General features: G+C 58.6%; 14 protein-coding genes and 3 pseudogenes. 6 read left to right on the forward strand and 11 right to left on the reverse strand.

The genetic code is table 11. The annotated features are described in order from the left end of the window. Window positions 1-87 precede the first annotated feature (87 nt). Both MTR72_RS15710 and MTR72_RS15715 read left to right on the forward strand, forming a co-directional pair. A pseudogene (locus MTR72_RS15710) lies at window positions 88-1,454 on the forward strand (IS110 family transposase). A 34-nt stretch (window positions 1,455-1,488) separates the two neighbouring features. After that, window positions 1,489-2,349, forward strand: a complete 861-nt coding sequence (locus MTR72_RS15715; RefSeq protein ID WP_445819587.1) for an IS3 family transposase — start codon at window positions 1,489-1,491, stop codon at window positions 2,347-2,349. 757 nt (window positions 2,350-3,106) lie between these two features. On the opposite strand, the gene MTR72_RS15720 is transcribed toward MTR72_RS15715, so the two are convergent. After that, window positions 3,107-3,301 carry a hypothetical protein gene (locus tag MTR72_RS15720; RefSeq protein WP_341510534.1) on the reverse strand — a complete coding sequence of 65 codons (195 nt, stop codon included), beginning with the start codon at window positions 3,299-3,301 and terminating at the stop codon, window positions 3,107-3,109. A gap of 784 nt (window positions 3,302-4,085) precedes the next feature. Between MTR72_RS15720 and MTR72_RS15725 the strand changes: the two genes are divergently transcribed. Next, the gene (locus MTR72_RS15725; protein WP_341510535.1) at window positions 4,086-5,729 is read left to right on the forward strand and encodes a GMC family oxidoreductase; all 1,644 of its coding nucleotides are present in this window, start codon (window positions 4,086-4,088) and stop codon (window positions 5,727-5,729) included. A gap of 676 nt (window positions 5,730-6,405) precedes the next feature. Here the strand turns inward: MTR72_RS15725 and MTR72_RS15730 are convergent. Beyond that, the gene (locus tag MTR72_RS15730; protein WP_341510536.1) at window positions 6,406-8,040 is read right to left on the reverse strand and encodes a thiamine pyrophosphate-requiring protein; all 1,635 of its coding nucleotides are present in this window, start codon (window positions 8,038-8,040) and stop codon (window positions 6,406-6,408) included. 879 nt (window positions 8,041-8,919) lie between these two features. On the opposite strand from MTR72_RS15730, the gene MTR72_RS15735 reads away from it, so the two are divergent. Beyond that, window positions 8,920-10,359, forward strand: a complete 1,440-nt coding sequence (locus MTR72_RS15735; RefSeq protein WP_341510537.1) for an aldehyde dehydrogenase family protein — start codon at window positions 8,920-8,922, stop codon at window positions 10,357-10,359. A 1,057-nt stretch (window positions 10,360-11,416) separates the two neighbouring features. Here the strand turns inward: MTR72_RS15735 and MTR72_RS15740 are convergent. The 8 genes and pseudogenes from MTR72_RS15740 to tnpA form a co-directional block, all read right to left on the reverse strand. After that, a complete protein-coding gene (locus tag MTR72_RS15740; protein WP_341510538.1) occupies window positions 11,417-12,445 on the reverse strand; it encodes an amidohydrolase family protein in 1,029 nt (342 codons plus the stop codon). Between the two features lie 108 nt (window positions 12,446-12,553). Beyond that, on the reverse strand, window positions 12,554-13,720 hold the full coding sequence (locus MTR72_RS15745) for a CaiB/BaiF CoA transferase family protein (RefSeq protein WP_341510539.1): 1,167 nt from the start codon (window positions 13,718-13,720) through the stop codon (window positions 12,554-12,556). 97 nt (window positions 13,721-13,817) lie between these two features. Next, window positions 13,818-14,765, reverse strand: coding sequence for an HpcH/HpaI aldolase/citrate lyase family protein (locus MTR72_RS15750; RefSeq protein ID WP_341510540.1), 948 nt, complete (start codon window positions 14,763-14,765; stop codon window positions 13,818-13,820). Window positions 14,766-15,096: 331 nt separating this feature from the next. Continuing rightward, window positions 15,097-15,312, reverse strand: a complete 216-nt coding sequence (locus MTR72_RS15755) for a hypothetical protein (protein ID WP_341510541.1) — start codon at window positions 15,310-15,312, stop codon at window positions 15,097-15,099. A gap of 78 nt (window positions 15,313-15,390) precedes the next feature. Continuing rightward, window positions 15,391-15,648, reverse strand: coding sequence for a UPF0149 family protein (locus MTR72_RS15760; protein ID WP_341510542.1), 258 nt, complete (start codon window positions 15,646-15,648; stop codon window positions 15,391-15,393). Window positions 15,649-15,964: 316 nt separating this feature from the next. After that, on the reverse strand, window positions 15,965-17,524 hold the full coding sequence (gene tnpC, locus MTR72_RS15765) for an IS66 family transposase (RefSeq protein ID WP_341510640.1): 1,560 nt from the start codon (window positions 17,522-17,524) through the stop codon (window positions 15,965-15,967). A gap of 50 nt (window positions 17,525-17,574) precedes the next feature. Beyond that, complete coding sequence (gene tnpB, locus MTR72_RS15770; protein WP_341510641.1) at window positions 17,575-17,928, reverse strand: IS66 family insertion sequence element accessory protein TnpB; 354 nt, start codon at window positions 17,926-17,928, stop codon at window positions 17,575-17,577. A 21-nt stretch (window positions 17,929-17,949) separates the two neighbouring features. Beyond that, window positions 17,950-18,426: pseudogene (gene tnpA, locus MTR72_RS40415) on the reverse strand (IS66-like element accessory protein TnpA); the annotation flags it as partial. A 405-nt stretch (window positions 18,427-18,831) separates the two neighbouring features. Here tnpA and MTR72_RS15780 point away from each other — a divergent pair. After that, window positions 18,832-19,412 (forward strand): annotated as a pseudogene (locus MTR72_RS15780) (anthranilate synthase component II). A gap of 792 nt (window positions 19,413-20,204) precedes the next feature. On the opposite strand, the gene MTR72_RS15785 reads toward MTR72_RS15780, so the two are convergent. Then, window positions 20,205-21,827: a methyl-accepting chemotaxis protein gene (locus MTR72_RS15785; RefSeq protein WP_341510543.1), complete on the reverse strand. Its 1,623-nt coding sequence runs from the start codon at window positions 21,825-21,827 to the stop codon at window positions 20,205-20,207. Between MTR72_RS15785 and MTR72_RS15790 the strand changes: the two genes are divergently transcribed. Beyond that, window positions 21,826-22,098, forward strand: a complete 273-nt coding sequence (locus tag MTR72_RS15790) for a hypothetical protein (RefSeq protein WP_341510544.1) — start codon at window positions 21,826-21,828, stop codon at window positions 22,096-22,098. The genes MTR72_RS15785 and MTR72_RS15790 overlap by 2 nt on opposite strands. Window positions 22,099-22,114 lie beyond the last annotated feature (16 nt).

Genomic DNA, 22,114 nt, shown 5'->3' on the forward strand with positions numbered 1-22,114 from the left:
ATGCGAACTTGAGAGTGGTGAAGTCGCATGGCGACGACGATTGGCATAGCCCAGACCCTCCTGCTCATCATTGAACGGAGGATTGCCATGCTCAAGAGGACGACCGGCGACCGACCGGAACTGAAGCTGGTCAATGTCGGGGCCGCCGCCATCGACATTGGATCAAAGATGCACATGGCCGCGGTGGACCCAGCTTGCACCGACGTGCCGGTGCGTTCTTTCGGTACATTCACGCAAGACCTGCATGAGCTGGCGGACTGGTTCAGAGCCTGCGGCGTGACGAGTGTCGCGATGGAATCCACCGGGGTCTATTGGATCCCGGTTTACGAGAGCCTGGAGCAGCGCGGGTTTGAGGTGATCTTGGTCAATGCGCGGTACGCCAAGAACGTGCCCGGGCGCAAGACCGATGTCAGCGATGCCGCGTGGTTGCGCCAGCTTCATTCCTATGGCCTGTTACGCGGCAGCTTCCGACCTGATGCCGAGATTGCAACCCTGCGCGCGTATCTGCGCCAACGGGAGCGGCTGGTGGAATATGCCGCCACCCATATCCAGCATATGCAGAAGGCGCTGATGGAGATGAATCTGCAGCTCCATCATGTGGTCTCGGATATCACCGGCGCGACGGGCATGCGGATTATCCGAGCCATTGTTGCAGGCGAGCGGAATCCTGACGTCTTGGCAACCTATCGGGACGTGCGATGCCATTCATCCATCGCGACGATCCGTGCGGCGCTGGTGGGCAACGACCGGCACGAACATGTCTTCGCGCTGACCCAGTCACTGGAGCTCTACGACGTCTACCAGGCGAAGATGCTGGACTGTGACCGCAAGCTCGAGGTCCTGATCGCGGCACTGAACAATAAGGGCGCAAAGCCGGTCGGAAAGCTATCCAAGCCACGCATCAAGACCAAACAGGTCAACGCACCTACCTTCGATGTCCGGACCGCGCTGTACGGCGTGCTCGGCGTCGATCTGACTGAGATCCACGGGTGGGTCCATCACTGGCATTGAAGCTTGTCGGGGAGTGTGGCACCGATCTGAGGGCTTGGCCGAGCGCCAAGCACTTCACCTCCTGGCTGTGCCTTGCGCCAGGCAACAAAATCTCTGGTGGCAAGGTGCTTTCTTCACGTACCCGAAGGTCTTCGAGTCGGGCAGCCGCACTGTTGCGGTTGGCAGCCACAACCGTTGGCAGAAGCGATACCGCGCTCGGCGCATTCTATCGTCGGCTAGCCTCCCGCGCGGGCAAGTCGAAAGCCGTGACGGCGACCGCCCGCAAGATTGCGGTTTTGTTCTACAACACACTCCGGCATGGCATGAGCTACAAAGATCCGGGTGCCGCCCACTATGAGCAACAATATCGCAGCCGCGTCCTCGCCAACCTACAACGCCGAGCCAAATCGCTGGGCTTCGTCTTACAGGCCATTCCGGAGGACGCCAATCCGGCTGTTTCTTAGGAAGTCCATTGCGATCCTTTGCTGGAGTTCCGAAATGAGATTCCGCTTCATCGAAGATCGCCGCGCCGACTATCCGGTGACAATCATGTGCGGCGTGCTCGGTGTCTCGCCGGCCGGCTATTATGCTTGGCGCTCGCGCCCGGAGAGCCAGCGATCCGCCGCCAATCGTGAGCTCGTCGATGACATCAGGCGGGTTCACCGCGACACCAATGGCCGCTATGGCAGCCCGCGCGTCCATGCCGAGTTGAGGGCTCATGGCCGCGGGGCCAGCCGCGGTCGCATCGAGCGATTGATGCGCCGCCATGGCATCAGGGCCATCATGGCGAAGCCACGCCGGGTGCGGACCACCGACAGCCGTCACGATTTCCCGATCGCCCCGAATCTTCTCGAGCGCAACTTCATCGCCACTGCTCCGAACCAGATCTGGCTCGCCGACATCACTTACGTCGAGACCGAGCAGGGCTCGCTCTATCTGGCCACGCTGATGGATCTCTACAGCCGCAAAATCGTCGGCTGGGCGATGGCAGATCATTTGCGCGCCGAACTGCCGATGGCGGCCCTAGCGATGGCCATTGCGACACAGCGGCCTGGCGCCGGCTTGATCCACCATTCAGATCGTGGCGTTCAATATGCTTCGGCGGAGTATCGCAAGATGATGCAGTCCGCCGGTTTTCGGGCCTCGATGAGCCGCAAGGCCGATTGTTACGATAACGCACCGATGGAGAGTTTCTTCCACACGCTCAAAACAGAACTCGTCCATCAGCAGCATTATGAAACACGTGAGGAAGCCAGACGTGATATCTTTGCTTACATCGAGGGCTTCTACAATCGAAAGCGTCGTCACTCCGCCATCGGCTATATCAGCCCGATCGAGATGGAGCTAAAAGCAGCTTAACCCTGTCCATTTTTTCGGGGGAAGATCACACATCCACCGTTGTCGAAGCGAAAAGCCAGCAGTGCAGACGTGAGCACCAATGGGCGCGCTCTTTTGCGCCAGTCTCCAATTCACCAGCGCAAGCGAGTATGGCTAGGTGTGCTAGGTCGTCAAGCGAATTTTCGCATCGTAACCTCAGTATCACGGGCCGAGGACTTTCTCAGTAGCAACGTGCGACCACGCAAGCCGCTGTTTCTCATTGTCCGTGCTTGCGATGATTTCCTCGTTCTTCTTTGGAGAGTCAATAGTGTCCTGTTACTGAATGCCGAACGGAAGCTGCCCATGATAAATCTAAGGCCTGGCGACGCATTTTCGCTTGGCTGGGCGACGTTGCTGCTGGCTTCCATATCTGTGGCGCCTTGCTTCGAGAAAGAGCAATCGAGGTAACGTGGAGTTCGGAGGCTCTGCAGCGGCCACTTCCGTCTCCGCTGGAGCCTCCGCAGCGGGCGACCGCGCTTAGTTCCAGAAGAGACCGCCCATTCTAGGGTGATGCGCCACCCACTGTTCATTCGGTCAACAAGCTTGCGAGAATGTCGAGTTGGGATACGCGAGCGGCGAGTCTTTTGGTGCGCTCAGCGCACTCACCGGCCGCTCGTCCCACAATAGCCATGTCGCGGTTACGGTCCCTCATCCGCACGAACCCGTCCGTGTAGCTCATGGGCTCATTAAACTGCAATCTGCAAATTCACTTGATTGACAACATCAGTCTCGCTCGGATCTACCGCCACATAGTCGGCGCTTCAGAAAGGGCGGCGCGACCAATTTGCTTGAGGACGTCGGGCGTTGTCTCGCCTCTCGTGGCGGCTTCCAATATCCTGGACGCGACATGGGCGCGGACACCCGTCTGTTCCTGAGGAAGGTGCTGGCAGACCTCATCCAGGACGGCGCGCAGAAGCGCGGCATCGAGTACCATAGTGACACCCCCATTTAGCAACCGTGAAGATAGTGCGGATTTCGTTTTGAGGGGATTCAAATGTGTATCCGGCTAGACAAGATTAATCGTTTCTACTCCCCGCCCCCGCTGCTCAGCGTTAACAATCCAAGTACCGCGTTGGCCCTCGGTTTTCCGTCACGCTAATAGTCGATCGCAAACGCCAGTAAGCGCTCGAGAGTCGGATGTTCTACGTCCAGCAAGCTGACCGCCCCCTCACGCTCACAGAAAAGATGCGCAACATACGCAAAAGTCGCTGCTAACCGCCGCAAGAAATGGGTTAATCAGGCAGTCGGTTATGAAAAAAGCGAAGGCATCGCCTACCGACGAGCTTCCGGATTGCGGCTCATGGCATTGCGCAATCTTTGATAACTGCAGCAGGCTCCCTCGTCTCTCGGCGAGACCGCGTCTGATCGACGCCTACAGTGAAGCTATCTGTCCGTTCTCGAGATGCGCAAACCCTGACGTGGACGACCCAATTCATCTCAATTGGCTTCGCGCCTCGGCTCTCGCAGGCGCCTTTCTCGAGGAGCTCTGGTGTGTGTTATCGACGTGCTGGATTTGGGCGTGAACGTGCGGTTCGCTGCACAAAAATGAAACTCGCCGTGTGGTTACGATTTCGAACAAGTCGAAAGCATCTCCATGTTCTGGGCGCAGATGCTAGCAACTGCGCGCTGGCACGAAATATACGGATATGACTCCGCGACGAGCTCGTTGGATCAGCACCAAAGTAATATCCAAACTATAAAAGAGGAACTTTTAAACTATGTCCGACTGGGATTACATCATCGTGGGCGGCGGCTCGGCCGGTTGCGTACTCGCCAATCGCCTGACTGAAGATGCGCGCGCCAAGGTACTGCTCCTCGAGGCCGGGCCGCGAGACCGATCGATGTGGATCGATATTCCCGCCGGATTTGCCAAGCTCCTGCTCCGAAACAAATTCCAATGGAATTTCGAAGTCGACACTGAAGCCAACGGGGCTAGACGGCGTCTCCCCTGTGCGAGCGGTCGCGGGCTGGGCGGCTCGAGTCTGATCAATGGCATGCTCTATGTGCGCGGCCAACCGCTCGATTACGACACCTGGAGCCAGCTCGGAAATCGCGGCTGGTCGTATGAAGACGTGCTGCCGTACTTCAAGAAATCGGAGCATTACGAGGGGCCGGGAGATGAATCGCGTGGCAAAGACGGGCTGCTCAACGTGCGCGACATCAGCGAATATCATGAGCTTGGCGACGCAGTCATCGAGGCCGCTGAGGCCACTGGCTTCCCGCGCAACCAAGACTACAACAACGGGCGACAGGAAGGCTTCGGCTACTTTCAAACGACGATCAAGAACGGTCAGCGCTGGTCCGCCGCTCGCGCCTTTCTTGACCCGGCGCGCACCCGACCCAACCTGCGCATCGAGACCGATGCACTTGTCAGCCGCATCCTACTAGAGGGCAAGCGCGCGGTCGGCGTCGCTTATACTCTGCACGGGGAAACTCGGCAGGCGCGCTGTGGAGGTGAAGTGATCGTCTCTTGCGGCGCTATCCAGTCGCCAGGCGTGCTAGAGCTTTCTGGCATCGGCCAACCGGAACTCCTTAGGAAGTTTGGGATCGAGATCCGACACGAATTGAAAGGGGTTGGCGAGAACTACGGCAACCATTTCTTTGTGAACATGACTTGGCGCATCAATCGGCCGATTACGTTTAATGAGCAGGCACGGGGCTTGAACCTCCTGCGCGAGGTTACCCGCTACTATATCAATGGCACCGGCGTCCTCACCCGGCCAGCGGCCCTAGTAGGAGGCTTCGTGCGCACACTGCCGGATGTGCAGACGCCCGATTTGCAGTTCCACATGTCGCCCGCAACTGCCGATCCGACGCGAAGGGGACGCCTCGAGAAAACACCTGGAATGACCCTCGCGGTCAACCAGTGCCGACCCGAGTCGCGCGGTTCGATCCATATCAAATCGGCGGTCCCAGGCAGCGAGCCGTTCATGCGACCGAATTTCTTGTCAGCGGAGAAGGACTGCTCCTCGATCGTGGCAGGCATGCAGATCGCGCGGAAGATTATGCAACATCCCGCCATCGCCAAAAACATAGGTTTCGAGATCAATCCCGGCAAGAAAGTGCAAAGCGACGAAGAGTGGCTGGAGTTCGCTCGGCGCGCCGGACGGGGACTCCACCATTTTGTTGGCACCTGCAAGATGGGCAACGATCCTATGGCCGTGGTTGATGACCGTCTACGTGTGCATGGCCTTGTTGGGCTGCGTGTCATTGATGCCTCGATCATGCCGATCGTACCTTCCGGTAACACCTATGCGCCGACGATCATGCTGGCCGAGAAGGGAGCCGACATGATCAAGGAAGATGCTGACGATGGCATCAAGCTCAAAGGCCGTGGCCTAGATTTATCCCCTGCAATCTAGCACTGCTTGCAACCACAGATCCGGTCAGGTGTCTTGTGGGCGCGGGAACGATAACGTTTTGAATTTCGACTTTCTCTCAAACGGAAAGGAACGACATTTGGTGGCTTCATTTACTCCGCCGCCGCCGCGACCACTGATGCCGGAGACCGCCGTCCTTGATAGTAGGCAAAAAGTGTACGACCAATGATAGACGGTGTTCATAGCCGGCACCGCTCCTTGGAGGCCGCGACCGATGCCGATATCACGCGCGGATTGCGGGCCGCGACCCACGCAGGCGAGGGACAGACGACATTAGGCCTGCTCTGAAACCTGTTCGTCTCACGCCATCGGGCTTACGATCGAGCTAGCGAACGTGGACCGGAATGTAGCGAATTGCCCAACCCATTCCGAGACACGCGAACTGCTGAGGTGAGGCTGCATGAGAGCATCATGTAGCTGATGCATGCCGGCGAAGCCATCACGGCGCACGAACTCACGATCGAAGCTCACCGACTGGCAAGCTCAATCCGCACCGACTCCGCATTTAGTCCTAACACCAGAACAACCCGTGGACCACGAAACTGAGTACACTCTCGGGGTGCAGGGTTATTCCAGTGGCGATGCGCGTCGAACCTTGGAATTCTAAGAGTTCCGCTCGCGCCGGACAGCGTACCGAGTGAGGCCGGACGGTCTGGCCTCAGGTCCCTGGGCGTGAGATCTCGTTCTCCTTGCAAGTGATGAATTCGAGCAGCGCCGGAATGCCGGCCTGTGTCTTCTCGATGCCGCGCTTGATCGCGGGCACGATATCTTCAGGCCTCGTGATGCGCTCGCCATAGCCGCCAAAGGCGCGCGCCATTGCGGCATAATCGCCGGAGATGTCAGTCGAGCGATATTTTTCCGTCGAGACCGACATGATCTTCAACTCGCACGCCATGGAGAAGTTGTTGAGCAGGATCGATAGAATGGGAATCCTTTCTCGCACGGCCGTTTCGAAGTCCATCCCGGTAAATCCGATGGCCGCGTCGCCCCAGACATTGATGCAGAGCTTGTCCGGCCTCGCGAGCTTCGCGCCCATTGCTAGTCCCAAGCCGTAGCCGAGTTGCGTCGTCTTACCCCAGCCGAGATAGGACAGCGGCTCGACTGACTTCCAGAATGGCGTGAGCTGGTCACGTGGGCTGCCCGCATCATGCGTAATGATTGTGTTCTGAACGTCGACTGTGCGCTGAAGATCCCACAGTACGCGATACGGGCTTAGAGGAGCGTCATTGCATGTGAGCTTCGGCATCCACTTTGCGACCCACTCTTCGTGCGAGAGTGAAATTTCCTTCGCCACCGTTCGGGCATCGCGATCGGATTTGACGCTCTTGCCGACTTCCTCCAAGAGCGCATCGAGCACAAGACCGGCATCGCCGACGAGTCCGATTTTCGCTTCGACGTCCTTGTTGAGATGGTTGGGATCGAGGGTCGAGTGGATCACGGTCTTGCCCTTCGGCATGGCGATGCCGAAATCAGTCTCCGTGAAGGAGCAACCAATGCCTAAGATGACATCCGCTTCGGCCACAAATTTCGACACGGCGCGCGGCACTGCGACGCCACCGGACCCGAGCGAGAGCGGATGCGTTTCAGGAAAGGCAGATTTGCCGCCCAGACTCGTGGTGACGGGGATAGCTAGCCGCTCGGCGAGCCGCTTGAGTTGCGGCCAGGCACGGGCATAATGGACGCCCTGGCCAGCATAAATTAACGGTCGTTTGGCGCCGATGAGAAGCGCCGCTGCTTCCCTGATGTGCGCGGGATCCGCGCCATAGCGCGTACGCAGCACCGGCGTGTAGTTCAAGGGCTCTGGCACCTCCTCATTCCACATGTCCGTGGGGATTTCGACCACCACCGGTCCACCGCGACCGTTCTTCAATTTGGTGAAGGCGCGACGGAAGATATTGGCGACTTCCGCGGCGAGCGTGATCGGCTCGGACGATTTCGAGAAAGGCCGCATCGCTTGGCTGGAGTTGAAATTTGGCTCGATGTTGGCGATCCTGCGCGGATAGCCCATCGGCAGTACCAGCACGGGTACGGACTCGCCAAAACACTGAGCGACGCCCCCCATCGCATTCTCTGCGCCGGGCCCGTGCTGCATGCAGAAGGCGCCTATCTTGTCGCCCGAGGTCACTCGGGAGATCGCATCCGCCATGTGAACGCCAACGCGCTCCTGGCGAACCATGACAGGGCGGATATCCGCTTTTGCGGCATATTCGATCAGGTGATTAACCGGATAGCCGCAGAGAATTTCTATGCCTTCGCGCCTGAGAATTTCCGCAATCGCTTCACCTAGCTTCATTATCCTTCATCCTCCAAAACAGCCGAATGTGCTTCGGCCTGCTCCATCTGCGCCCCGCCCTCACCATCTGCCCACCATGGACAGTTGCTCGTACAAGCGCTTTGCAGGGGTACATCGACGGCAGGGGATCGGGCACATCCAAGCCGCCACTCTATTTGAAGCCTGCCACCCACAACTCCGTCTTGCAGGCAACTAACCTCCGCAGCTGTGTCGGGCCACAGCGCCACCGTGCGTCTGAACTCCCGGACAGGGCAAACATGTAGGGCGTGACGACGCGCAGAGACTGCAAAGATCGACCAAGTCAGGCTGAAATACTGCAAAATACGAGCAGTCCGCTCGATTTCTATGCTCAACCATGACATAGGCCGGCGCTCGCCAGCGTTGCGCGGCCATCGTCAGCGTGGAGACGGCCACAGAAACGGCACTTCAAAGCATGTCTTGCTTTTTGAGATGGAGGTCAAGCAGCCCACTCTCAACAGCTCTGCGGATATTTGGACGGCATCACTACCCGTGCACGGTGCAGGCGAGCCCGCCACGAGCTGTTTTTGATTTTCGAAAGGCATCGACCCGCCGCCCCGAGCGGCTTGGGCGCGGCGCCGTGAGTCTCGGTGCGCGTATTCAAGGAAGTTACGTTTCGGAAACCGAGAAGAAAATGGTTGTTGTTTGAAGAAATTCCTCAATCGGGGGCCGATTTTTGCGGTCTTTGGACGTCGAAGCTTCTTTATATCGCTGGCCTGAGCGGGTGCAGAATGGTCAGCCCAGTAACGAAGGGATACGTCACGACCCGCCAAGGCACGTCTGAAGCGTCACCCTACATTGTGCGCCTCGCGAGACCAATGTGAAAGAACTTGGCTCGCGAAGGCTCAAGGAGCAGATCGCATGCGCGAATACCTGAAGTTCTACGTCAACGGCGATTGGATCGCCCCAGAGGCTCCCAAGCAGATGGAGGTGATCAATCCCGCCACCGAGGAAGTGTGCGGCTATATCTCGGCCGGCTCGGCGGCAGATGTCGATAAGGCTGCGGCTGCAGCCAAGAGGGCCTTCGTTACCTATTCTCAGACCACTCGGGAAGAGCGCATCGAGCTCTTGCAGCGTATCCTGGCCGAGTACCAGAAGCGCTTCGACGACATCGCCAAAGCGGTGACCGAGGAAATGGGCGCGCCCGCAAGTTTCGCACAGGGGGCACAGGTCCCGAGCGGCACGGTTCATATCAAGGCTGGTATCGAGATATTGAAAACATTCAAGTTCGAGGAAGACCGCGGCACGACACGCATCGCCAAGGAGCCCATTGGTGTCTGCGGGATGATCACCCCTTGGAACTGGCCGATCAGCCAGATCGCCTTGAAGGTGGTTCCGGCGCTCGCCGCCGGCTGCACAATGGTGCTTAAGCCTTCCGAAGAGGCGCCGTTCAGCGCCTGCATCTGGGCCGAAATCATGGACGCGGCGGGTGTCCCGGCAGGTGTCTTCAACATGATCAACGGCGCGGGGCCTGTGGTTGGGGCCGCGATCGCAAGGCATCCCGGGATCGACATGGTCTCATTCACCGGCTCGACCCGCGCTGGCATTGAGGTGGCCCGCAACGCCGCCGCCACGGTTAAGCGCGTCACCCAAGAGCTGGGCGGCAAGAGCCCGAACATCATCCTCGAGGATGCCGACTTCGAAGCAGCTGTCAGCGCTGGCGTACGTTCAGTCATGAGCAACTCCGGCCAGTCCTGCAACGCACCTACCCGCATGCTGGTGCCCGCAAGGAAGATGGACGAGGCTATCGTCATCGCCAAGGAGGTCGCGGAAGCCACTACCGTCGGCGATCCGAACGGCAACGCGACGATCGGGCCAGTTGTGAACAAGATCCAATGGGAGAACATCCAGCGCCTGATCGAGGTTGGGATCAACGAAGGAGCGACACTCGTCACCGGCGGCATCGGGCGTCCGGACGGACTCAACAAAGGTTTCTATGTAAAGCCGACCGTGTTCGCCAACGTAAAGAACGATATGGCCGTCGCTAGGGAAGAGATTTTCGGACCAGTGGTGTCGATCCTTAGCTACGAGAGCATCGACGAGGCGGTGAAGATCGGCAACGACACTGAATATGGTCTAGCGGCCTATATTTCGGGTTCAGATATGAAAAGCATTCGTGCCGTGGCCTCGCAGCTGCGTGCCGGCCAAGTCTCGATTAACGGCAGCGGCGGCGACGCGACCGCGCCGTTCGGCGGGTATAAGTTGAGCGGCAACGGTCGCGAAACAGGTGATTACGGCTTGCACGAATATCTGGAGATAAAATCCATACTCGGTTACGGGCTTAAACAGGCAGCCGAGTAATCGTTACTCGAGGGCGCCAGGCGGGCTCTTTGAGCCCGCCGCGAACATCTCGCTCCCTCCTGCGCGAACCTTCCTCTCCTGGAGGCGGGCCGAGGGACAGGCGTCCTCTCGCTACGCGTTCAGAATACTAATTTGCTGGAAGCCGAGCCATTCTTTGGCTGTATCGATGGCGGGCACAATGATGCTAGTCTAAACTAGTCTATATTATCTCCATCGGCCCCTGCCTGGAACGGGGCCAAGCTGTTCGGCAACCATGCGGGTCCGATGAAGGTGCCGGCGCGACCACGCTACGGGAGCGATTGAGCATCATCATCCAGAAGAGGCGCCAACTAATCAGAGCGCCGAGATGACGTTGGCCAGACGCCGGGCGGTCCGGAAGCTTCGATTCCTCAGCTTTGCAGCCCGATTTAACATCTTGTGAAAGACTTCGACTTTCCATCCCAAGGCATACCATTGAAGCTTCTCGATAGCGACCACGCGGGAGCCCATAGGCAGATCTGTGATCAGCTTCCATTCGATTTTTCTTTCTGTTCTTCGGCGTCGGCCAACAATCGTTCAGCTTATCGCCGAGCCGCTTGCGCCAATGGCTCAGGTTCGAGTCCTCATCTCGGAGTGCGTGCTCTAAGTAATCCTCGTCGGTGAAGAACTGGAGGTTTGGGTCGTGGACCCAGCGTTCGCACCCTCCCCGGAGAGCCCGCCAATGTGTTTTGAGGACAACAGCCTCTAATCGGGCTCGCCGGCAAGCAAACCAGCTCGTATCCATGTTGATGGTCTGGTCCAGCTGTGGCCGGAATAGATCGCTCGATCCCGTCGTTTTGTACTTCTTGGGCTGCAAGGTCCCTCCACTGTATCAGCACGGTTAACAGCGAAGGGAATTCACAAACGAACTTGCAAGGTTAGAGGCTATCAAGCTTCAAATCCCTGCAATCTCGAACATGACCGAATTCGAAAAACTGGCTCCTGCTCAGTCGCTTAGAGGTTGTTCACGTCGGAAAGGCGGGGTGCAGGCCCGTCTCCCCTAAGACAGTTTGATGTTAGCCAAAACGCCTTGCCCAAGTTAGCCTAGCCGATAAAAGCTACGCGCAGTCCTATTGAATAGCCACGCCTTCTCATCGGCACTGGCTCCAGCGGCGATCCGCTTGAAGGCGTTCCACAAAGTCGCGTAATCGCAGGATGCGTAATCAACCGGGAAATTGCTCTCAAACATTGATCTGCGGGCGCCGAATGCTTCAATGCATGTCTTGATATATGGCCCCCATGCCGCGGCGAGTTCCTCAGATCGGGGCTTCGGCTTACGGCCCCAAAAGCCAAATCCGCAGTAGATCAACCCAAGTCCGCCAAGTTTCACATGTACATTTTCGCGCCGCGCGAGATCCTCGATCGCCGGCTTCCATACGGCAAAAACCTCACCCTGCTTGCCGGCGTACGGTCCGTATCCGAGTGGGAGGCCAACGTGATTGAGGACAATGGGAGCATTTGGAAACGCATCGGCGAGCCGCGTCACTTCCCCAATTTGGGTGTGATATACGGCAGCGTCGAAGGTGAGGTCGAACTCACAGAGCTTGGCGAATCCATCGCGGAAATCCGGGGTGTCGTATAGGCCCACGGCTGCATGACGCCTGCGGTACCGGGTAAACTCAGGGGCTGGATCATAGGCCCCCAGGTGCCGAATTCCTTTGAAGCGCCCATTACCGGCACGGATTTGGGCTTCGAGGATGTCCGCAACCAAGGCGCCCGCTGTCAAATTTCCGTTTCCGACAATAGCCTCGCACGCACGAACGGGCCCGTATCGACCGCTAGCGGTCATGGCGGCCACTCCGTTCACGAACTCCGTTTCACCGACGCATTTCAAATGTTCCGGTCCGATAGCGCGGAAAAAAGATCCAGCATCATTGTAGATCGTGCTTTCCACCCGATGACCGCTGAATACGTCGGCGAGTAGTTCGGGAAGCAAATAATGAAGCTTTCCGTCCGAAAAAGGCCACACAGGCTCGGCCATGTCCCAGAGGTGATGATGAGCATCGCAGATGACCAGGTCAGGCTCGATGATCGGTTCTGCCTGCACGGCGGATTCTTCATTGTTCATTACGCTATTTCCTTCTCGTTCGCATTGTACAGCGACGCCGTTTTCATGAAATTACGCGTTGACGATCTTCCGATCGTCCGCCGGACTGTCTTCCTTAATAAGACCGTGTCACGCCGCTGCCCCGCCGGCCCGCAGCGCCGCTATTTCGTCGCTGAGAAAGCCGAAGCGTGCGAGCACCTCGTCCGTATGCTCCCCCAGCATCGGGGCGCGCGTAGTCGGTCTGTCTCCGACGCCCATGTCGATCGCCTTGGTCATGCTGCGGAATTTGCCGACACGTGGATGTTCGTGTTCGACGACGAGCCCTTGAGCGAGGACTTGGGGATGATCAAACATATCTTCGATCGGGCGAACTGCGACGCAGGGCACCTTGCCAAGCATCAGCTCTTCCCATTCGAGCGCCGTGCGTTGCATCAGGGCTTCCCTGATCAACGGTTTGATCTCATCTCTGAGTTCGTTGCGCTTGATGAGGGTGTCATACCGGGGGTCGTCCGCCAAATGCGGAAAACCGAGAAATTCACAGAGGTTCTGCCAAAAAGCTGGTGTGGTGGCTTGCAGGAAGAGGTGCCCCTCTTTGGTCGGATAGATCCCCGAGTAACCCTGTCCCCATCCACGACTGACATCACGCGGCTCGGATTCGGCCCATACAAATGCGCCAGCCTGTAATGCGATAGCGGACCGCAACAGGGAGGCTTTCACATGTTGCCCTTCGCCCGTCCGCAGCCGATGTACGAGCGCCGACACGATCGCAAAAGCGATCAAAGAGGCCGCATAGTAGTCCACCATCGAACCGTTCAAGATTTCTGGTTGCCCGCTAGGAGCCCCCTGCATCGAGGCTATGCCGCTGAAGCACTGCAGCATCGTATCGAACCCGGGATGATCCCGCAGAGGACCGTTTTCGCCGTAACCTGTAAATGAGCAGTAGATGAGATCGGGGCGTCGGCCTCGCAGTGTTTCGTAGTCAATACCGAGCGAGTGTGGGACAGACGGGCGGAAGTTGTGTATGACCACATCGGCTTGCTCGACCAGTCGATAGAAAGCGGCTCGGCCCTCAGCATGCTTGAGATTGAGCACGATTGAGCGCTTATTTCTGTTCGCTCCCAGAAAGGTCCTATTTTCTCCCTTCAGGGTCGATGGGTAGTTCCGTAAATTATCGCCGCCCGGAGCTTCTATCTTGATAATCTCCGCTCCCACATCGCCCAGCAGGGCGCACCCGTACGGTCCTGCGAGGTACGCGGTGAGATCAAGCACGACTATACCCTCAAGAGCATCCTTCATCGTTACCTCTCAAATTCCGAAATTTCGCCGGTGGATAGTTAGCCAAATTGCGCCTGTTGGCCGCTCCGGAGCAGCTCACCGTGCCCTTGGACTTCATTCAAAAAGCGGGGATCTCAAAGTTCGGCAAATTGCCAACGTCCATCCCGGCAGCCTGAGCCTTTTTAAGCAGGTCCATCGCACCGCGAACATGAGCATAGTCCACCATCCCTGACTTATACCGCACCGCGGCCGCGCCGTGTGCAACACCCTCCGCCAACGCGGACACGAGGTTGCGCGCTTCATCGATTTCGGCTTGGGATGGTGAATAGACCTCGTTGATAATGGGGATATGGCTCGGGTGGATCGCCGAAGCCCATGATGCGCCCATGCGCTTCGACCTCTCGCCGATGCGCCGCACCAGCTCAAGGTCATCCAACTTGGTGGTCATGGCGCCTTCGACGTGCGCAATTCCTGCGGCGCGGGCCTGCAGCAGGGAATAGGCACCGAAGGAAAGAGCCTCGCTGGCTTCGTCTCCGTACTGCAAGCCGAGCGCGCGCGCCAGGTCTCCACCTGGCACCGGGCCACCAGCCCCGCCGGCCCTCTTGACGCGCGGAGAGGCCATGCAGACCTTGTAAAGCTGGTACATCGCGACCGGAGTTTCCGCGTATGGGCAAATCTCTATTCCGCCGATTGGCAAACCACGCGATCTCTCCAACTCTCCAAGCACCAGGTCCAAGGCTGCAACCTCTTCCGGATCTTCGGTCTTGGACAGCATGACCCCGTCGAGACCATCGACGACAATCGCGTTAAGGTCATCCAGCAGCCCGTTAGTTCGCCACCCATTGAGCCTCACGAAGCGACCGAATGGGCCGACGCGCAATTCTTCAATGGCTTCCTTGACCGCGTTTCGAGCAGCAGGTTTTTCCGCCACGGGAACCGAGTCCTCCAGATCGAGGACCAGGGCATCGGCACCATATTTGGGCGCCTTCGACATCCAGTCGCGCTTATTCCCGGGGACGTATAGCATCGAGCGATACGATGGGCCGTCTCTGTGAATCTGAGGCATGCGATTCTCCGGCGAGAAATTTGGTCTGTCACAGTTCTGCCTACGCCGAGTAGCGATCATCAACAGAACTGGGCACGCTCGTTTACTGCGATCTTGCTATCGTTTTCATGCGTTCCCTTCTCTCTTTCTGCTTAAATCTCGCGCAGCGGGGGCATCTTTCGAAGAATTCGATCGAATGCCTGTTTTGGCGGCGCGCAGTAAAAGGCCAGCTCAAGCAGGGCCGGCAAAGCGGCTTGACAGGGCGCTTGGCGCGCCAAAGGCGGCATACGCACTAGAAGCTGCTGACGACGCGATGCTCGACAATGCCGTTATATGGCGCCAATATCGGCACTCATTGCTGATGCTTCATCCATAAGGAGATCGGATCGAGCGGCGCGCGATACACTTCCGTATTCGCCGCGCTCATCACCCGAACGGCGCAACCGTTTGCCTTGAGCTCTGGACGGACAATTGAGAGTTCGGCTCCAAGCTGGAGTGCTCGATCGGCAGCCAATTCGACGTCTTCGAGGATAAGGCCGTCTTGGTTCCAGTACTCCTGGCCAATCACGAGATCAAAAGTAACCGGTATGAGCTCCCACGTCCGCCGTGATCAGCGGGCGCGTGGGTAGCGGATCGGCGTCCAATATTAGCGCAAGGCCTCGAGGGCCGCTGGGATATCGGCGTAGGCATTACGCAGAAAGTTCATGGTCTCGCGTGGTGGTCCGAGCAGCGGACGGCCGTGATCGTCGCGACAGTGTAGCAGGATGGGCAGCAGCAGGCCGTGATTGACGTTGCTGGCGTCCAGCAACGGCGCCCACGCTGACAGCCTGAGCCGCATCGCGGCGTAGAAGCCTTGGCACCAGGGACGCGGATCGATATCGCCATTGGCTTCACGCCGGTGCATCGGCGCAAACTGGCGAGGCGTGGTCGAAAGGGTCTGGTGATCTCGTTATGACGCAGCGCGACGGCGGAGATCGCCGCGAACTCCGGGGTGCCGCCGTGATTGAAAGCATCGGCATCGATGGCGAGCAGCGGGCAGATCCAGTCGAGTGGGCTCATCGACACCGGTCCGGCCACGATTGCGGCGACATAGCCGTCGAGCGTGGGAATGCCGGTGGCGGCAGGATGCCGATCGACGCGAGCCTGGAGCCATCGCTCGAGCTCCTCAAGTGGCATCGCGGCTGCCGCCATCGACGGCGCGGCCTTATGGCGGCGCGAGCTCATGCCACGGCCTGTGCGGTGCGCTGGCGCGCCGCCTTCCAGTTCCAGGCGAGCAGCTCGTACAACTGATGGCTCTTGGTTCGCCCGGACACGATGCGCTCCAGCACGTCGGTCAGATAGGCCTGAGGATCGAGTTCATGGAGCTTTGCCGTGTTCACGAGCGACGCCAGGATCGCCCAGCTCTCGGCGCCGCCCTCGCTGCCGCTGAACAATGAGTTGCGTCTTCCCATGGCAATCGGGCGCATGGAACGCTCGACCGTGTTGGAATCGACCTCGACACGGCCGTCGCCGAGAAACAGCGTCAGCCCGTCCCAGTGATTGAGCGCATAGTTGATCGCCTCTGCCAGCTTCGACTGGGAGAAGAGCTGGCCCACCATCTCGGTCAGTCGCGCCTTGAGCGCCGCCATCAACGCTGCGCTCCTGGTGCGGCGGGTGGCCAGCCGCTGCTCCGCACTGTTGCCGCGGATCTCCGCTTCGATCGCATAGACCACCTGCAGGCGTTCGATCACCTCGCGCGCGAACGGCGACTGCGTCGTTTTGAACACCTCGACGAATTTGCGTCGGGCATGGGCGAGACAAAAGGCGAGCTGGATCGCGCCGCCATGGTCGCGGGCGAGCGCCTTGTAGGCGGCATAACCGTCCACCTGCAGAATGCCGGAAAAACCCGTTAATTGTCCGGCGATCTCCTCGGTGCCGCGGCCGTCGGCGAACACGTAGGCGACCGCCGGCGGCGAAGGGCCACCCCATGGCCGGTCATCCATGGCATGCGCCCAGAACTGGCAGATGCGAGTGCGATGTCGTCCGGGATCGAGCACCGGCATCGGGGTCTCGTCGCAGAACACGCGCGGCGAGGCCTGGATTGTGCGCAGCTGGAGCTCATAGAGGCTCTTGAGCCACCAGGCGGCACGCTTGACCCAGCCGACGAGTGTCGCCCGGTCGAGATGGATGCCCTGGCCGGCCAGGATCTGCACCTGCCGGTACAGCGGCAAATACCAGGCGAACTTCGAGACCACCACGTGAGTCACGAGCGCGGTCGAGGCCATGCCGCTCTCGATCAGGCGTGGCAACGCCTTCACCTGGACCACGCCATCGGTGCAGCTGCGGCAGGCGTATTTGGGACGGATCGTCCGCAGCACGCGCAGGATCGCCGGGATCACGTCCAGCACCTCGCTGACGTCCTCGCCGATCTTGTGGAGCTGGCCCTGGCAGCACGGGCAGGCGGTCGCCTCCGGCTCCAGCACCTGCTCACAGCGCAGCAGGTGCTTGGGCAGCGCGCCGATGTTGCGGCGCGCCTTCTTGCGTAGCTTATCAGACGGCTTCGCCGCAGGCGCATCGTCGTTGGCAGCCGCAGGCGGGGTGGCGCCGGTCTCAAGGTCGTCAAGCTCAAGCGCGAGTTGCTCGGCCACGAGCGTGGCAAGCCGCTCCGAGCGCTTCCCGAAGATCATCTCCTTGAGCGTCTGCATCGCCACGCGCAGCTTCTCGTTCTCGACGTCAAGCGCGAGCACCATCTCGGTCAGAGCCGCTGGATCGGTCGGGAGAGCATTGGGGCGAATCGCCATGATCAGACGATACATGCGCCCACTCCATGCTCCAGCGAAATCCTCACCTCTCAGCCAACAACGGCCGGCTGCTTCACAGGCTTGGGTGAGACACGCGTCCACTCAAGTCCGTCGAGCAGCATCGCGAGCTGCGTCGCACTTAGATGCACCACGCCGTCGCGGATCGGCGGCCAGGTGAAACGCCCCTGGTGCAACCACTTCGTCACCAGCACCATGCCGCTGCCGTCCCACGCCAGGAGCTTCACTCTATCCATGCGTTTGCTGCGGAACACGAAGACGTCGCCGCAGTACGGGTTCGCACGCAGCGCTTCGCTCACCAGCGCCGACAGCGTGTGGACCGACCTGCGAAAGTCGACCGGCTGCGCCGCCAGCACCACCTTGAGGTCGGAGCGTAGTGCAATCACCGGATTGCCCCGAAGCGCCGACGAAAGTGTCGCCAGTTCCACTCCCGGCTCAACCCGGATGCGCGCCCCACTCAGCTCGATCTCGATCACCCCGCAGGCCTTCGCCGGCGGCGCGGCGATCTCCAAAGGCCTCGTCTGTGCTGGCGAAATGCGCTCGGACTCGCCGACCGTCTCGCCGTCGCTCTCGGCACCAATTTGGATCGGCACGAAGCTCGGCGCCTTGCCGGCCACCGCCGCCGCAACCTGGCGTCGCCACACTGTGAGCAGCCCGCGGGAAACGCCATTGCGCCGCGCCACCTCGGAGATGTTCGCACCCGCCTCAAAACTCTCCGCCGCGATCCGGGCCTTCTCCTCGCCCGTCCATCGTCGCCGCCGGCGCTCCCCGGTGATCACCTCGACGCGACGATAGGAATCGCCTTCCTGCCTGGCATCAAGCATGGCATTTGCCATCGTCCACCTCCACCGGGAGTGTACTACTCTTTTGATCATAACCCGCATTCGGTCGAAGTGAGAGAGCTTGTCCGAGCTAGACCCTTATGCCTCAGTACACCACTTCGTATCGGCCGTTGCGGGTGAGCTGGCAGAAGATCACGACGTCGTCATCCTGCTTCGGGTCCGCTTTCCCGGAGAGATCCATTGCCGCGGTACCAAAAGGTACGATTGATGGAAATCATTGCAGAAATCGAGAGGGCGAGACCGGCTGTCTATTCCAGCGTGGTCGACTTTATCGGATTCAATAGAACCTTTGCGATTCGCACTGTCATCATCGATGAGTGACATCGCGATGTTTCGTGCAGGCAGCGGGATAAGCGCGATGTCAACAGCAGAGCCTGAATACGAGAAGACGCTCACTAAGGCGGGGAGGATCGTTCAGACCTTTCGCGGCAAAATATCTGGTGTGTCGTGATTGTCATCATCGACAATTGCGATTCGTTCGTCTTCAACATCGCGCGCTATTTTCGTAAGCTTGGCCAAGCAACGAAGGTGATTCGCAATGACGCTGTCGGTGTCAGTGACGTTATTGACCTCAAGCCGCGCGCGGTGGTTATATCGCCCGGTCCCTGCCCCCCCTTAGAGGCCGGAGTTTCGACAGCCGTCGTTCGGGAACTTTCGGGGTGTATCCCGATTCTCGGCATATGCCTCGGACACCAGTGTATTGGGAGCGTATTCGGCGGGCGCGTGGCGCGCGCACGTTACCCGATGCACGGTCGGGCTTCCCATATGTTGCACGACAGGCACGGCCTGTTCGAAAATCTCCCCTCGCCGCTCCGCGTCGGGCGCGACCATTCTCTCGTAGTCGAGCTCGATGGGTCGGTGCGCCGGATCTCGCAATCACGGCACGTTCGGATGAAGATGAGATCATGGCCATCGCACGCCGCCATCATCGAAGATATGGTGTGCAATTCCACCCGGAATCCATACTCACATCGCGTGGACACACGCTATTTACAAATTTTCTTCGATTTGCAGACAAAGGTCTCTGAGCCCAGTCAACCTTTTTGCCTGCAAATTAAAGAGATCCAGCAGAGCCGGCAGGACGTGGCGACGACTCCGCACGGCGTGCGGTCGAATGCGTTCCAAGGCCAACGCGGGTCGGATCCGCTGACAGGGCGAAAAGTCCGCGTCAAGAAAGACAAAAACAGCGAGGCCTGAAAATAACAGCACGGCACTAACCTGAATCAGTGGCCTCAAGCTGACACGCCGAGGTCATATTGCGGAAGCCCTTCGCCCGTGGCTTAGCGCCCTGTGCTGCTTGACTTCACCCTGGGATCCGAACAGCATTCCTGCTGCTTCTGGAACGTAATGCATATCTTAGGCGCAATCGCGCGATCCGTATCTGCCGAAAAGGCCCTCGGACAAGCACTACATCCGCCACAAACCGCTTAGCCGCTCGCGAAACTAGCGAGCCCGCTGACAGGCTAAGCGTCGGAGCTCAGGAAACGAGTGCTACTCCTCAATCGGGCGCCGCGATCGGTTGCGACCGGCATAACATCTCCTCAAGCTGGCCGACTAAGCGGAACTCGCGGGGCCGCCGCTGTCATCAGCCGCAAGGGTGACCCACGACCAGATTGCAGCATTGGGCTCCACGCGCCAGTAGGCCACGATGATGCTTATTTTTTTTAGGCCACGCACATCATCAGCATTGATGGCAGTGTAATTCGAATCAAGCGGCTCGACTTACTCGATAGAGTTCTGTTCAAAATTACTCGACTATCGCGTAAGTGTTGTTGAGCCGTCGGGTTCGCGTCAGGCCTCCGGCGCCGGAAGACATTCTCTTAAACCGCAACCTGTTCCAGGAACCCTCCAATGACACGGCGCAGTTCAGCTGAACGAAGAGCCACATCGGAGGACGCATTCTTGGCATCTGCGGCGGCCTGGCTCGTACGATCTGCGACACCCGCTACAGTGGACAGGTTCGACTCCACACGATGTGTACCACTAGCGGCTTGTTCCATCGAATTGCTGATGCCCATCGTGGTAGCGTCTAACTGCTGAACAGCTGCAGCAATTTCGGTAGCCACCCTGTTGACGATGCCGACGATATCCGCGATCTCTCCGATCACCTCGGCTGTGCCAGCTGTGGACGCCTGTATCCCATCCACGTGTCTGACAATCTCATCCGTGGCTTCTGCGGTTTGGCTCGCCAGTGTCTTTACCTCAGCCGCTACGACCGCAAATCCCTTACCGGCGTCGCCGGCGCGAGAAGCCTCGATTGTGGCATTTAAGGCCAGAAGATTGGTCTGCCCAGCAATTTTCCTAATAAGCGTGATTACTTCGCCGATCTTATTCGATGCAGAAGTCAAATCCATGACACGAATCGTCGCTTCTTTTGTTCTCTGCTCAGCTTGGCTGAACGTCTCATTTAGGGTTCGACCCTGCTGAGCAATTGCCGAAATTGAGGCCGCCAACTCATTCACTGCACCTGAGATGGCATTGACATTCGAATTCGTTTGGCGAGACGCCGACACCGCGCTTGAGACCCGACTCGTCAGCTCACTTGCCACTCCCGTTAGCGCTTGCGAAATGTCGTCCATTGCAGCGATCTGAACATTGACGAGATCGAGCACACCCTGAATATTCGTTTCGAACGTCCGCATATGACCGACCATTTGATCTTGATCTGCAATGCGCGATTTGTCCGCCACTGAAGCTTGCATGAGAGCTCCCCGCTCAAGCAACGCATCACGAAACACTTCTAGCGAGCAAGCGATCGTTCCGATCTCGTCGGTACGTTCGAGATGTGGAATACGTGCGTCCAAGCACCCTTCAGCGAAATTCCGCACCACAAGGCTAAGATCACCCATTGGCTGCTGCAGCGTAGCCAATAGCCAAATGCACATAATGATGGATACCAAGATCCCAGCCGCGGGGCCTGACAGGGAAGCAATTTCCACTGTATACAGTGCCCGTTCCTTTGCTGCTGACGCTTTGTCAATCGACTCGTCGAGCTTGGCAACAACGCGTCCGGTTTGATCAGCGATCTTCGTCCTCAGGTCCCGTGTTTCGTCGAGCACCGATAAGATATGCATGCTCTTGTCGGCGCTTTCAAACCATTGCTTTGTCAGACCAGCCAAGGTTTCAATGTTTTCACTCGTTTCCGCATGCCCTCCGACGACGCTTCGGACCCGATCCAGGGCTCGATCGAAGTTGACAATTTGCTTGCCAAACTCATCGCGGTACTTTCGTTCTGCGGTCGCGACGTAGGAAGCAAAAAGTGCGTCCTGCCGCACTAAGGCTATTTGAGCTTCGTACATGGCTATGACGGCTGCATGCGAGTTCGCGACGTTCTCATCATCGGCACTGAACGAGCGAAGCGAGAGACTGGTTACGAGAGTTGCAATCAGTCCGACGGTCACTACAGCACTAAAGGCAATAACCAGGCGACTTACGAGCGTCATGGATAGCTCCAAAGAAGGGTATGAGTTCAAACGCTTAATGCGTCATCTGCACTATTTTTGCGATAATGATGCGTGTTCGGGAGCGCTTTCGAACAGTGGCCCTCTACCGGCCAACGAACCAGGGATCTCCTTAAGCAATTCAGATCCAAGTACAACGCCGCGGATTATTGGCTCCGTACTGATCGTGAAGCTCGGAACCGAGCCCTGTTCGACGCTGGCTGCAGCGGCAGATGACGGTTACATGCGCTTGGCTCCCTTTGCTGATGAGTGAGCGCCATCGAATTCAT

The organism is Bradyrhizobium sp. ISRA442, assembly GCF_038085055.1.
Classification (GTDB): domain Bacteria; phylum Pseudomonadota; class Alphaproteobacteria; order Rhizobiales; family Xanthobacteraceae; genus Bradyrhizobium.